The organism is Shewanella sp. 10N.286.52.B9 (genome assembly GCF_002873635.1).
Taxonomy (GTDB): domain Bacteria; phylum Pseudomonadota; class Gammaproteobacteria; order Enterobacterales; family Shewanellaceae; genus Shewanella.
This window is the reverse complement of sequence record NZ_MCTY01000136.1, coordinates 16,227-30,725: the sequence shown is the minus strand read 5'-3', so window position 1 is coordinate 30,725 and position 14,499 is coordinate 16,227. Positions and strand designations below refer to the sequence as shown.

General features: G+C 42.7%; 11 protein-coding genes. 8 read left to right on the top strand and 3 right to left on the bottom strand.

Going from position 1 to position 14,499, the window contains the following annotated elements; translation table 11 throughout:
- Nucleotides 1-133: 133 nt before the first annotated feature.
- Nucleotides 134-1,294: an alginate export family protein gene (locus BCU91_RS08050; RefSeq protein ID WP_198590450.1), complete on the top strand. Its 1,161-nt coding sequence runs from the start codon at nt 134-136 to the stop codon at nt 1,292-1,294.
- Between the two features lie 108 nt (nt 1,295-1,402).
- On the opposite strand, the gene BCU91_RS08045 is transcribed toward BCU91_RS08050, so the two are convergent.
- On the bottom strand, nt 1,403-2,650 hold the full coding sequence (locus BCU91_RS08045) for a dicarboxylate/amino acid:cation symporter (protein WP_102438103.1): 1,248 nt from the start codon (nt 2,648-2,650) through the stop codon (nt 1,403-1,405).
- A gap of 362 nt (nt 2,651-3,012) precedes the next feature.
- Here BCU91_RS08045 and BCU91_RS08040 point away from each other — a divergent pair, with 362 nt between their 5' ends.
- The 6 genes from BCU91_RS08040 (at nt 3,013) to BCU91_RS08015 (ending at nt 11,114) form a co-directional block, all read left to right on the top strand.
- Nucleotides 3,013-3,435, top strand: a complete 423-nt coding sequence (locus tag BCU91_RS08040; RefSeq protein WP_102438105.1) for a YqaA family protein — start codon at nt 3,013-3,015, stop codon at nt 3,433-3,435.
- Nucleotides 3,436-3,598: 163 nt separating this feature from the next.
- Nucleotides 3,599-6,430 (top strand): pitrilysin family protein, encoded by a 2,832-nt coding sequence (locus BCU91_RS08035; protein ID WP_102438107.1) that lies wholly within the window; start codon nt 3,599-3,601, stop codon nt 6,428-6,430.
- A gap of 254 nt (nt 6,431-6,684) precedes the next feature.
- Entirely contained in the window at nt 6,685-8,307 is a 1,623-nt protein-coding gene (gene gshA / locus BCU91_RS08030; protein WP_277869089.1) for a glutamate--cysteine ligase, read from the top strand.
- Nucleotides 8,307-8,735, top strand: coding sequence for a hypothetical protein (locus BCU91_RS08025; RefSeq protein WP_102438110.1), 429 nt, complete (start codon nt 8,307-8,309; stop codon nt 8,733-8,735). Before gshA ends, BCU91_RS08025 begins: the two co-directional genes overlap by 1 nt.
- A 305-nt stretch (nt 8,736-9,040) precedes the next feature.
- Nucleotides 9,041-9,658 carry a hypothetical protein gene (locus BCU91_RS08020; RefSeq protein ID WP_102438112.1) on the top strand — a complete coding sequence of 206 codons (618 nt, stop codon included), beginning with the start codon at nt 9,041-9,043 and terminating at the stop codon, nt 9,656-9,658.
- Between the two features lie 277 nt (nt 9,659-9,935).
- Nucleotides 9,936-11,114, top strand: coding sequence for a methyl-accepting chemotaxis protein (locus BCU91_RS08015; RefSeq protein ID WP_102477195.1), 1,179 nt, complete (start codon nt 9,936-9,938; stop codon nt 11,112-11,114).
- A 91-nt stretch (nt 11,115-11,205) separates the two neighbouring features.
- Here BCU91_RS08015 and purK read toward each other — a convergent pair whose 3' ends face one another.
- Both purK and purE read right to left on the bottom strand, forming a co-directional pair.
- A complete protein-coding gene (purK, locus tag BCU91_RS08010; protein ID WP_102477196.1) occupies nt 11,206-12,330 on the bottom strand; it encodes a 5-(carboxyamino)imidazole ribonucleotide synthase in 1,125 nt (374 codons plus the stop codon).
- Nucleotides 12,330-12,821 (bottom strand): 5-(carboxyamino)imidazole ribonucleotide mutase, encoded by a 492-nt coding sequence (purE, locus tag BCU91_RS08005; protein WP_076542981.1) that lies wholly within the window; start codon nt 12,819-12,821, stop codon nt 12,330-12,332. The genes purK and purE overlap by 1 nt, the downstream gene beginning before the upstream one ends.
- Nucleotides 12,822-13,230: 409 nt before the next feature.
- Here purE and BCU91_RS08000 point away from each other — a divergent pair, with 409 nt between their 5' ends.
- Nucleotides 13,231-14,319 carry a von Willebrand factor type A domain-containing protein gene (locus tag BCU91_RS08000; protein WP_102531249.1) on the top strand — a complete coding sequence of 363 codons (1,089 nt, stop codon included), beginning with the start codon at nt 13,231-13,233 and terminating at the stop codon, nt 14,317-14,319.
- Nucleotides 14,320-14,499: the final 180 nt, after the last annotated feature.

The window sequence follows — 14,499 nt, the reverse complement described above, 5'->3', positions numbered from 1 at the left end:
TGCATGGAACAGTTTAGTTATAAATATAAAAGGAAAGATGATGAAACAGAAGCAACTCGCTGCACTGATTAATAGCAAATTAACCAAATCGATAGTAAGCCTTGCGGCGCCGCTATCATTAACCTTGTTGGCCATGGGCTCGGCTCATGCTGAAACGACCCAGTCCGTTGCTGATGCGGTCACCCAAGGCAGCGTTAAGGTCGACTTGAATTTGCGTTATGAAATGGTTGATCAAGATAATGCCTTAAAAGATGCTGATGGTTTAACCCTTCGCACTCGTCTGACTTATGCCACAGCTGATTACTATGGTTTTTCGTCCACCCTTGAGTTTGAAGATTCACGTGTGGTTGCCGGCGTTGATGATTACAACAATACCTTAGGTAAAAATCCGCAATATTCAGTGATTGCCGATCCAGAAACCACCGAGTTTGATCAATTCTTTTTAAAATATAACTATGAAGGCTTTACCGTTAAAGGTGGTCGCCAAGTCATTACCTTTGATAACCAACGCTTTGTGGGTCATGTGGGCTGGCGTCAAGATAGACAGACCTTCGATGGGGTGATGTTAGAGTACAAATTTAACGATGTATTTAAAATTGACTACGGCTATATCAGCCAGCGTAATCGTATCTTTGCACAGGAAAAAGATATCGATTCAAAAGATAACCTGATAAATGCTTCACTAAAAACCGATTTTGGTACCTTAAGTGGTTATGGGTATTTACTAGAAGAAGATAGCGCCATTGATAACGGCCTTGATACCTATGGTTTACGCTTTGCTGGTAATACCGATGTGGGTGATATCAAAGTATTGTATTCAGCAGAGTATGCCACCCAGGATTCTGATAACGCAGACTTGTCCTATTCAGCTGATTATATGAGCGTTGAGGCTGGAGTCGGTTTTTCGGCGATTACTATTAAAGTGGGTTATGAAGTATTGGGATCAGACGGCGGCGACTATGGTTTCCAAACACCTTTAGCGACCTTGCATGGCTTTAATGGTTGGTCAGATCAGTTTTTATCAACCCCTAAACAAGGCTTAGCCGATCTTTACGCCTCAATTGGCGGTAAGGTGATTGGCGGTAAATGGGCGCTGGTATATCACGATTTTGAGGCTGATGAATCATCGGCTTTAGTGGATGATTTAGGGTCTGAAATTAATGCAGTCTTCAGCGTGCCGGTGACAAAAAATTATACCTTAGGGGTTAAATACGCCGCGTATTCAAAAGGCGATACTGCTGCAGGTAAAGTCGATACTGATAAACTGTGGTTATGGGCTAATGCTAAGTTCTAGCCGTAGCTTTTAAGCAGTTGGTCTGAACAGTTAACGCTTAAATAAAAACGGCTAACTCAGTTTGAGTTAGCCGTTTTTTAATAAATTTTCGCTGCTGAGCGACTCGATTTAAGCCGCTTGATTTAGCGCTTTTTCATCTGAATAAAACTGTTGCTCATCGAATTGGCCTTCGCTTTTGCCAACAACCACAGCTGTCATCATGTCACCAGTGACATTGGTTGCGGTGCGGATCATATCAATAACGCGGTCAATGGCGGCGATAAAGGCAATGCCTTCAAGGGGTAAACCAACCACGCCCAAGGTCACTGTTAGCATCACCATCGCACTACCTGGAACACCTGCTGTACCTACTGACGCCACAGTTGCCGTTACCGCAATGAGCATGTAGTCGGTCATATCCAGTGGAATACCGTAAATTTGCGCAATAAATATCGCCGCAATAGCAGGGTAAATACCGCCACAGCCATCCATGTTCATGGTAGCGCCTAACGGCAATACAAAGGCGCTATAGCGCTTTGATACACCCATAGACTCAGTACATTTACTACTTGCTGGTAAGGTGCCAAAACTTGATGCGGTGCTAAATGCCACTAGTTGAGCAGGCATTGCTTTACGGAAAAATTGTACAGGGCTTAGGCCGGCAGCAAACTTCACTAAACCACCATAAACAAAAATAATATGAATTAATGCAGCCACATAAATAGCCACAATAAACTTACCTAATGGCAGTAAAGTTGACAGGCCGTATTCACCAACAACCCATGCCATCAAGCCGAACACGCCGATAGGGGTAAGCTTTAATACCATACGGGTTAGTTCAAACATTACTTCTGAACCTGCTTCAATGGTGCGCTTAAGTGGCTCTGCCTTTTCACCAACGGCGTTAATTGCAATACCAACGAGCGCTGCAAACACAATAATTTGCAGGACTTTACCTTCAGCTAATGATGCAAAAGGGTTTACTGGGATCATATTAAGTAACACTTGGGCAAACCCTGGGATATCACGGTCGCGCACTTCTGAGGTCGCTAGTTCTAAACTGCCGCCCATATCAAATGAGCTACCAATGGCTAAACCAATAAACGATGCCATGGTGCCAGTAAACATGAACATGCCTAAGGTTTTAAAGCTTAAGCGCTTTAAATTAGCTTGTGAGCCTAATGAGGTAATACTGACAACGATGGCGCAAAAAACTAAAGGTGCAACCAACATTTTGATGGCGCTAATAAATAAATCACCTAAAGGTTTTAGTATTACTGCACTTTCGCCTAAAGCTACACCTGCAAGGATACCTAAGGCAAAGCCTGCGAGTACTTTTTGCCAAAAAGGAATGCGTTTCAAGGTTTGAAAAATCATCAAGGTTCCAACTATTTATTATGCTTGCCAGTCGTTACCAGCAAGAGGATTATTATTTCAATAACCTTATACAATCACACAAAAGGCCATTGAATAGTCATTGTAGCTATGTATTACGTTAGCGGTATAAACTGAGTTTAGCCATTGACTTCAGGCTATTTTAAGCCAGCCTAATTAGAGTCTTTTAGGTAATATTTTTCGAATTGTATTCAGCGAATATCGTCGGGACAAACCGTTTTTAATATAACTTATATCATTTTTTCAATTTGTTAATTACATATTGAAATTCAACAGCTTGTTAACTCGTTTTTATATTACGAGTTTAACTGCTAAAACACTATAGATATCATTAGGTAAAGTAAATGACTGCATTGTGGTTAATGTTCAGCGGGGCTTTTTTAGCGGCAACTTTGTTACCAGGAGGTTCAGAAGTTTTACTTGTAGCCTTACTTACGGATCAACCAGAAACCTGGCTTGCGCTGCTGGTGGCTGCCAGTGTTGGTAACACCTTAGGAGCAATAAGCAGTTACTATTTAGGCTATTTAGGTCGCTTTGCTAAGACGCCAGAGGATCTAGCGAGTAAGAAATACCAACATGGATTAAAATTAATTGAAAAATATGGCTATTGGGCGTTGCTGCTTTCTTGGTTGCCATTAATTGGCGATATTCTATGTTTACTCGCTGGCTGGTTAAAGCTACCTATTATCCCGTCTACTGTCATGATGTTAATCGGTAAAACGATTCGTTACTCATTAATAGTGGCTGCCTTTATGTTGGCATGGTAAAACAACTGTTATTGGTTTTTTTTATAAAACCCTATCGTGATCACTGTTGTTAGCTATCTGATTGGAGAGGATATTTTTATATGCGATTGAACCAACAAGGTATAAAACGACTCATAGCATCACATTGACTGATTTCATTGGCTAGATTTCAAGGAGTATATAAGTGAAGAAATGGATCTTGGCAGCAGCGATCTCTATCGCCATTAGTGGCTGCGCACATGAAGCAACAATTTCCCCTGCGTTACCTCAAGGGGTCACATTAGTTGAAACCGTCGCTCAAAGTGACTCTGTGGGTATTCCTTATAAGAAATATCAGCTAGAAAATGGTCTTACGGTGATTTTACATCAAGATACCTCAGACCCTCTCGTTCATGTTGACGTCACTTATCATGTGGGCTCAGCTCGTGAAGTGGCGGGGCGCAGTGGCTTTGCCCATTTATTTGAGCACATGATGTTTCAGGGCTCGCAAAATGTCGGCGATGAGCAGCATTTCAAAGTCGTTACTGAGGCTGGTGGCACCTTAAATGGCACCACCAATACCGATAGAACCAATTATTTTGAGACTGTACCCAGCAACCAGCTGGAAAAAATGCTCTGGCTTGAATCTGATCGTATGGGCTTTTTATTGCCAGCATTGACCAGTGAAAAATTTGAAGTCCAGCGTGAGACAGTTAAAAATGAACGCGCTCAGCGAATTGATAATCAACCTTATGGCCGTTTGAATGAGCGCTTTAACCAAGCAATGTATCCTGCTGGGCATCCGTATTCGTGGCCAGTGATAGGTTGGCCAGAAGATTTAGAACGTGCCAGTGTTGATGATGTGCGTAATTTCTTTAAGCGCTGGTATGGCCCTAATAACGCTACCTTAACCATTGGTGGTGATTTCGATGAAATGCAAACACTAGCCATGGTGAATAAGTATTTTGGTGAGCTAAAACGTGGTCCAGAGGTGTCAGCAGATCCTAAAACCCCAGTAGTCTTAGATAAAACCCGTTATATTTCAATGGAAGATAAAGTTCATTTGCCGCTGATTTATATGGGTTTCCCCACAGTATACGCTCGACATAAAGATGAGGCCGCGCTGGATTTATTAGCCAATATTCTCGGTGGCGGTAAAACCTCACTGCTATACAAAAACTTAGTCAAAGATGGTTATGCAGTACAAGCCTCGGTAGGTCATCCATGCCAAGAGTTAGCTTGTAGCTTAACCTTGTATGCACTGGCTAATCCCGCTTCGGGGGCAACGCTTGCGACGCTTGAGCAGAAAATTAATGACTCTATTAAGGAGTTTGAGCAGCGTGGCGTGACAGATGATGACTTACAAAAGGTTAAAGTACAGTTTGAAGCCGATACTATTTTTGGCATGCAAAGTGTAAAAGGTAAGGTATCAACTCTGGCCTACAATCAAACCTTTTTTGACAACCCTGACATGGTAGCCAGTGACTTGGCCCGTTATGCCAGTGTCACCAAAGATGATGTAATGCGGGTGTTTAATACGTATATCAAAGACAAACCTATGGTGGTCATGAGCGTTGTACCTGAAGGGGCAAAACAATTAATTGCCGCTGAAGATAACTTTACCCCAACCATGATGCCGGTAGCGCCAGAAGCCGTGAGCGGCGTCGATAACGTCAGACAAATTACCTCAAACTTTGATCGTACTATTATGCCAAAGGTGGGTGATGCGCCAGTACTAAAAGTGCCTGAGTTATGGAATGCTTCACTGACCAATGGTATTGAAGTCATGGGTACTGAGAGCCATGAAACTCCAACCGTTGAATTACTGATTTATCTTGAAGGCGGCCACCGCGTTGCGCCCCAAGGTAAAGCGGGCGTGGCGTCATTAACGGCATCTATGCTCAATGAATCAAGCGCTAAACGTTCAACTGAAGAACTAGCTGGCGCATTAGAAATGCTTGGCAGTAGTGTGTCCTTTGGTGCATCGGGCTCACAAAGCTATATTCAGCTTTCAAGTTTGACTGAAAATCTCGCGCCGACTTTAGCGATATTACAAGAGAAGCTATTTACCCCAGGTTTTGTTGAGGCTGACTTTCAGCGCCTTAAACAGCAGCAATTACAAGGTTTACAGCATCAAGAGTCAGATCCTAACTTTTTAGCGCGCCAAGGCTTTTCATCGTTACTTTATGGTGAAAACAGCCCGTTAAGCGTCAATGCTTCTGGCACCTTAGAAAGTGTTGCCGGATTAACCCTTGAGGATGTTAAACAGTTTTATCAGCAGCAGTATCGAGCGGGTAATGCCAAAATGGTGCTGGTATCTGATTTAAGCAAGCAACAAGTGCTGCCGTTATTAAGCCCGTTTGCAGCTTGGCAAGGCAGTGCCAGCTCGCCATTTGTATTACCGCAATTACCAGAGCTTGCTGGTGGCACCATTTACATTATTGATAAACCAGATGCGGCGCAGTCGGTTATTAATATTGGTAAGCGGGCGTTAACCTATGATGCAACAGGCGACTACTTTAAGTCTTACTTAATGAATTACCCATTAGGTGGCGCATTTAACAGTCGGATAAACCTCAATTTGCGGGAAGACAAAGGTTATACCTATGGTGCTCGCAGTGGTTTTAATGGTGATAGCTTAGTGGGGCGATTTATGGCTTCAGCCAGTGTCCGCACTGATGTGACTGCAGAGTCACTTATTGAGTTTATTAACGAGATTAATCTATATCAGCAGCAAGGTATGAGCGAAGAGGAGTTAACTTTTTTACGTAGCTCAATTTCACAAGGTAAAGCATTAGACTACGAAACGCCTTATCAAAAAGCGGGCTTCATGCGGATGATTCAGCGTTACCAACTTGATGACAACTTTACTGAGCAGCAGGCAAATATTGTTCAACAAGTTTCGCGTGCTGAGCTAAATGAGTTAGCTGCCACGCAATTAGACTTATCACAGATGGTGATGCTGATTGTGGGCGATAAAGCTGCTATTCTGCCTAAGTTGCAAGCTTTGGACTATCCTATAGTTGAAATAAAATAAGCATCGCAGTTGTTTTTAGGATAAAAAACCTTATATAGATCAGATATAGGGTTTGATAGCCATTTAAAAATGCTAGAATTTAGTAATTAACGGTGACAGGTTAACTGTTACCGTTTTTTATTTGTAAAACATAGTGAGTGTAGAATGGCTGAAAATGCTTTTTACTGTGAGCTCATATGTGTTTAATAACATGCTTTTAATTGGTTTAAAGAAATGTTAGTGCTAAATATCAGGTCTAGCAGTTTGAATGTCGCATAAGCGAGTCACTACAAGAGAACAGCAAATTGAATTCATTCAATGAAACAGTCGATTATCTATCAAATGCCCAAGGGCGTGAATCTTTACTCGGCATGGTACGAGGCATTGAGCGCGAAGCGCTGCGCATCGAAAGCACTGGCCACCTCGCGATGGATAGCCATCCGCAAAAGCTCGGCTCAGCCTTAACGCATTCTCGTATTACCACTGATTATAGTGAGTCTTTACTTGAGTTCATTACCCCGGTGAATACTAATATTGACACCTTACTTGAAGGGTTAACTCAAACTCACGCCTACAGTGTTAAAAACATGAATGGCCAGACGCTATGGCCTGTGAGCATGCCGTGTTATGTCGGCGATGAAAAAGATATTCCTATTGCCCGTTATGGCAGTTCTAATAACGGTCAAATGAAAACCTTATACCGTAAAGGCTTAACCCATAGATACGGCGCACTCATGCAAATTATTGCAGGGGTGCATTTCAATTTTTCAGTCTCTGAACAATTGTGGGATAGCTTATATGAACGCACTGATAAGTCAGTGTCGCGCTGTGAGTTCATCTCAGAGTCTTACTTTGGCATGATCCGTAATTATCGCCGTTTAGTTTGGGTATTACCGTATTTCTTTGGTTCATCTCCTGCGCTGTGTGGCTCGTTCATTAAAGATAAAAACGTCGGATTTGATTTTAAGAAAACCGGTAAGGGCACCTTATACCTGCCATATGCGACTTCACTTCGTATGAGCGATTTAGGTTACACCAATAAAGAGCAAGAACGCTTAAACATCAGTTACAACTCACTGCCTGAATATTTACAAGGGGTGGGCGAAGCCATTCGCATGCCTTCTGCCAGTTTTGAGAAAATCGGCGTTAAAGTCGATGGTGAATATCGTCAGCTCAATAGCAATGTGCTGCAAATTGAGAATGAGTTTTACTCGCCAATTCGTGCCAAGCGAGTCACCAAAGCAGGTGAGAAACCTTCAGAGGCATTGTCTCGCGCTGGAGTTGAATACATTGAAGTGCGTGCATTAGATGTAAACCCTTATAGCCCAATTGGTATTGATGCCAGTCAGGTAAGATTTTTAGACTTATTCTTGCTGTACTGCTTGCTGTCGTCATCAGAAAAAAGTGATTGCGCTGCAGAGCAGGAAATCGCCGCTAACTTGCAAGCTGTGGTAGTTGAAGGTCGAAAGCCTGGGCTTGAGCTAATTAAAAATGGTCAGTCAATTAGCCGCACTCAATGGCTGAATGACATATTTGAACCTCTGTCTCGCCTCGCTAAGTTGTTAGATGGTGATTCTGGTAATGCATACCAACAGGCATTATCGCAATGGCAAGCCGCTATCGACGATCCAAGTTTAACCCTATCGGGTCGCGTGCTGGACGATGTGGTTAATCAAGGTCAAGATCATAGCAGTTGGGTGAAAAAACTGGCGCTAGATTATCAGCAATATTTATCTGACTACCCATTATCCGCTGAGGTGGAAGCTGGCTATGTTGAAGAGGCGGCACTATCACTTGCTCAACAGCATATGGCGGAAGCGTTACCGAGTGTCGGCTTTGATGAGTTTTTAGCTGATTATTTTGCTGACTTATCCAAACCTGCCGCAGCGTGTCGTTAATGAAAAGGCTAGCTTTATCTGTGGTGGTGCTGGGTCTATTACAAGGCTGTGCATCATCAGTGGATGAGCAAGCTATCTGTGGCTCGGTGGCGAGTTATATAACCCCACCGACCTCGCAGAGTCTTTATCGCGTGGTGGTGACTCATCTTGATGGTAAGCCTGTTATCTCAAGGCCTTATTATAAATTAACCGCTGGAAAACATGAGTTTACCGTGGCAGAGCTCATTGAGTCGCCTGAGTTAAAAGTTAAGCTTGCTGCCCGTAAGCCTAAAAATATTGATGTTGATGTGAAAGCGCACCTGCAGCTTCATTTAGCGGCTGAATTTAATCAAGATAGAATTTATACTGGCGAGAATACCGATTACTGGCAACCCGTCATATGGCAGCAAGAGCCCCATGAATGTGAGTTTGCCAACCCCGATAATTAATGTGCCGCTTAGGCGCGATAAGTGTCCCCAATTAGGCAATAATTTAATGGTTTAGTTACTCATTTATTCCGATATTAAATGTTACCTTGATAGTCTTTTTAGAAAACCTTAGCCGCTGAACCTCCCTCTAGCCCAGCTTTATTGTCAGACTTGAGTTCAAGTATTTTTTGACTAATACCAATGGTCGCATTCTAGCGACAGATTAAGTTCTATTTTTTAACGCCGTGGTTTGCATCTAGTTTATTTTGATGTGAAAATCGAATCGCTTTAGTTAACTCCTGATATTGATTACTTTAAGGGCATTTATGACGTGGTTTTTTCGTGCTTTGGGCGCAATGTTTCTTTTACAGCTTACGGGCTGTGCAACTCCGCCACCTAAAGAGCCTGATAATTTATGCTCAATATTTCAAGAAAATCGCTCTTGGTATAAATCGGCGGTAAAAACGCGCGAAAAGTGGGGCGTACCAGTACATGTGCCTTTAGCTATGATGTTCCAAGAAAGCTCGTTTAAACATAATGCCGCGCCACCAATGGAATACTTTTGGGGCTTTATTCCTATTGGCCGCGCCAGTGATGCCTATGGCTATGCTCAAGCAAAAACCATGACATGGGATGACTATGTACGTGAAACCGGTAATTCATGGTCAAGTCGCAGTAATTTTGATGATGCGATGGATTTTATGGGCTGGTTTATCTATAAAACCCATGCCATTAATGGGGTGTCAAAATGGGATGCGAAAAATCAGTATTTGAATTATCACGAAGGTTGGGGCGGCTATAAACGTGGCAGCTATAAAGCTAAAGCATGGCTTGGACCTGTTGCTAATCGTGTTGATGCTCGCGCCAGAAATTACGCTGCTCAGTATCATACCTGTAAAGAAGATCTCGACTCTTCCTGGTTATGGCGGTTATTTTTCGGTTAATACGCATTAGTTATTGTCATTCTCATCAGCCTCGCATTCGCGGGGCTTTTACTTTCTCTTGGTTAGATCAGTTTTTATACTTAACCTTGTTCATAAATATTTAACAATTAACGCTAAACTTTTTGCAGCTTATTCCGATAGTAATAAAACCGCTTGTGACAATTTGTAACCCTTGAGGCTATATGGCTTTTTGGGGGGAGCAATGTTAAGCACCGCTAGCGCTAAAAGCTCATGACGAGTTGCTAGAAAAATATAATCACTACTTTCGGAACTGTATATGCAATCTCACAATAATAATAAATTACAGGCAACACTGCTTTATCCGTTAATCTCGTTGGTGCTGGTGGCATTGGTCATCATTGCATTTTTACCTTCTCAAATTGATAAAACCACGCTGTTACTCATTGTCGCGCTATTAGGTGCGGCGCAAACGATAGTAGGTCTGTATTTATTTAAGCAGTTTTTACACACACGCTTGAGTCAACTGGCTGAGTATCTAAGTTTAGTTATTAGTACGAAAGCCGCCCCTAAAAAGCCGCTAATCGATAGTGGTAATGATTTACTGGCGAAAATTACCAACGACCTTAGTGGTTTTATTGAAGAACTGAAATTGGTTTTAGATGACATTAAGCAAGATGCCAATAATTTTCACCATGGCTCGCAGGAGTTGGCGCAGCAAATGAATTCGGCTGAATCATCCGTTGCCAAAAGCACTGCTGAAACCGAGCTTATTTCAAGCTCATTAGCAGACATAGTGAAAACGGCAGATGAGTTATCAATCAATGCCGACGAATTTAAATCAACCTCTACGGAAGTGAAGCAATTACTTGAGCTCGGTAATAATGATGCGTTAAGTAATCAAACTGCCATGACCACCTTTGCCAATGGCATTGAAAGTTTGGTATCTGATTTAGATTTATTAAACAGCGACAGCCAGAAAATTGGTAATGTTTTAGAAGTGATTAAAAGTATTGCCGAGCAAACCAACCTATTGGCGCTAAACGCTGCCATTGAGGCCGCTAGAGCCGGTGAGCAAGGCCGCGGTTTTGCGGTTGTGGCTGATGAGGTTCGCGCATTAGCTCATCGCACTCAGGAGTCGACGGTAGAAATTCAAACTATTGTTTTAGAGCTGCAAGCCAAAGCGGGTAATGCTGTTAATGCTATTAGCGACAGTCAAAGAGTGACTAATGAAAGCGTGCAACAATGCCTGCGGGTCACCCAAGCATTTACTGATATTGGCGGCGCATTTGAGCAACTTGATAGTGTTGCCAGTAATATGACCTACAGCATTCAAGGGCAGCAATCTTCCACTAACAGTATCAGTAGTCGAGCGCTGGAAATTACCCGTTTGAGTCATGAAGTGCAGCAGAGCTTAAAAGCGATTTCAGACCGCGCTTATAGGCAACAAACCAGCTCTGAGCATCTTGAGAAAGTACTCACTCGAGTGTGTATTTAAACCCTAGCTAAATCATTACTTGCAAATCAATAGTCCATAAAAAAGGAGCCTTAGCTCCTTTTTTATGGGTTACGATTAAGTGCCATTGATCTTAATCAGCGCTAAATTCATCTAAAACCCAGGCTAATGGCGCTTGATACAGCTGCGGCATCCATTGTTGTAGCTGACCAATACTGTCGGTTAGCATCGCGCTATTATGAACCGATAAGTTTAAGTGACCCACTTTACGACCGACGCGAACTTCTTTGTTGTACCAGAATAACTCAGCGTTGGGTAAGCTTAACCAGCGGTCATCTTTATCAACACCAATTAAGTTCACCATCACACATTGATGATTCACTTGTGGGGTATGTAAAGGTAATCCGCACAAGGCACGCAGGTGCAATTCAAACTGATTGATATGACAACCTGATTGAGTCCAGTGACCAGAGTTATGAACCCGAGGGGCTAACTCATTAATCAGTAATTCATCACCAACCCGGAAACATTCCATCGCCATCACTCCAACATACTCAAGCTTATGCATAATTTTACTTAGCATGGCTTCAGCTTGGGCTTGTAAGTGGTTTAAGCGCGATAATGGCGCAATCGATGCCATTAAAATACCGTCTTGATGGAGATTTAACGCTAGCGGGTAAAATAAGCATTCGCCGGTTTGGGTTCGTACGCCCACTAATGACACTTCTTCATCAAAATTAATCGCTTGCTCAGCAATGGCTTCATTACGCCAATCAACAGGGATGGTGGTTGATTCAGCTTGTTTTAACCAGTGTTGACCTTTGCCGTCGTAGCCACCGGTGCGGCGCTTTAATAATACTCGCTCGCCATATTGCTGATGCAACTGCGCCGTTTGAGTATTATCGTCAACCAGCTCCCAAGGTGACGTTGGTACAGCTAACTCATCCAATAAGCTTTTTTGGGTAAAACGGTCTGCCAGCAGGCCAAAAACCGGGCCATTAATGAAATGCTTATGCTTGCTAAGTTGCAAGCTTAAGTTTGATTCAGGCCATTGCTCTCGTTCTGCGGTGATGACGTCAGTATCGTTAAGAGGTAAACGCTCATCTGATGGGGTCATAATATCAACCGGACGAACATTAATCGCTAAAGGCTGCCCAGCATGGGACAACATAGCGCCTAATTGACCATCACCTAAAACCCATACATTGTGCTGTGTAGCGTGGGTTTGATTTTTTTGCTCACCGTCCTGCTTAGCCATTAAGCTTCCCTCGGATCTGGATTTTCAAGGATTGAATTAGTTTGCTCTTCACGAAAAGCATCCAAACGCGCTGCAAGTTCACTGTCTTCAACCGCAAGAATTTGGCTAGCAAGTAAGCCGGCATTAAACGCCCCAGCAGTACCAATAGCAAGGGTACCAACTGCAATACCTTTAGGCATTTGTACGATAGACAGTAAGCTGTCCATGCCTGATAACGCTTTGCTTTGCACAGGCACACCCAGCACTGGAAGGCGGGTTTTTGAGGCAATCATACCGGGTAAATGTGCTGCACCACCGGCGCCGCCGATAATGACTTTAAAGCCTTTACCAGCAGCAGTGCTAGCAAAGTCCATGAGTTTGTCAGGAGTACGATGCGCTGAGACAACTTCAACGTGATATGGCACCTGCAGCTTATCCATAATTTCTGCGGCGGCTTCCATGGTCGGCCAATCACTCTTAGATCCCATAACTACGGCAACAAGGGCTTGCATGATAACTCCTTAACACACTTATTATATTAGAATAATTTTACTTATACCTGCATAGGGTACAGGCATTATAGGCTGCATTTTTGCGCCTATAAAAAAGGGGCTAGATAATATCATGTTGGCTCACATTTCGCTGCATTTCAGTGTTTTTTGGGGCTGAAACTCAGTTTGTGATTACGAATGCTTATACTGGCTTTTGGTAAACATCGAACAGCAATCGTGTACTGCAAGTTTTGGGTTATTGATAAGGTAAAAATTAACCCGTTAACGTTACGCATAATTAATGTGCTTTTTGGTTTATGGTATTGATTTATATTGTTTTGTTTTGGAGGTGATTAAATGTGAAAGATAAATAACCCTTTTTTAATCTGAGCACGTTAATAATAGTATTGTGGTTATTACGGAGTCATAGATGAGTAAATGTACAATTTATCAGGCGTGCAAACTAAGCCTATTGCTGCTTGTAAGCGTTAATGGGGTTGCTGAAACTCTAACATTACAGCCAAACTACGTGGCTGATCAGCAGGCTGTTGTGAGTCATGGCGGCAACATGGTTAGTGGTGAAACGCCATTATCCCTGCTGACATTTAATACGGATAGCAGCGGCTGTATCAGCGACTATAACAGGCTAAAGCACTTACTAAGCCAGCAAATCTGGCCTGAAAAAAATACCATCCAAAGCCAGAATTTACTCAACGCATTTCAATATGACTTTAGTCAATATCAGCCATTATCTGAAAACTATCAGATACATACTGAACTGGCGCCATCGCCTTATAATAATGACACCTTGCTGCTGTTGATTAATATCAAACAGAGTGACAAGGCCACAGAGCCTGCAAAGCAAGGCTTAGCTTATTTACAAGCCAAGTTAAGCTTCAATCCAAGGTTGATTACGGAATACCGACTAATTGGTTTTGAGCGAAATTTTGGCAACCCCGTTAATAAACAAATGTCCAAAGGCCATGCTCGATTGGAGGCTCAATCAAGTGGCCAATATAGTGCCTTGTATGAGTTGCGCATCGATGATTCAGCTGCTTATAAATCACCAGCCCATAAACCAAGTGCTCAGCAGCGCTTTAGTGCCGATAACCTCGCCACATTGTCATTGCATGACATGCGTATAACAAGCCAACAAGCTTTGCTTGGCCAGTTTGATATTGACATTACTCAACAAAACAAATTCTTTCAACAAGCCAGTGATGAGTTTCGTTTTGCTGCAGCGGTGGCGGGTTTAGGGCAATTAATTAATCAAAGTAATTATGTTCATCGTTTTGATTACCCTGAGTTAATCAATATCGCCCTTGATGCTAAAGGAGCTGATAGCCAAGGTGAGCGCAGCGAGTTTATTGCCCTTGTTAAGCAGGCGATGCTAGTTTCTGTTACAAACAATGTCGGGATAAAAAAGCCCCATCAACGACAAGCTTATCCGATGCCGCAGCCTATTTATGATACTCCGCCAAAGCAGGGCAGCATTATTGGCAAGGCTATTTTTAACTAGCCTATTATTAACTCGGCTATTATTAACGAGCTCATTGTCGACAGGAGTATTAATGATAAGGTGCTGTGAATAATATCGCTCAATTGCAGAGTATTAATAGACAATCGCATTTACGCTGGGCAAACTGTTTAAAGTGATTAAAAACAGTCTATAAACCAAGGTTGCCGGCGGTGAAGGATA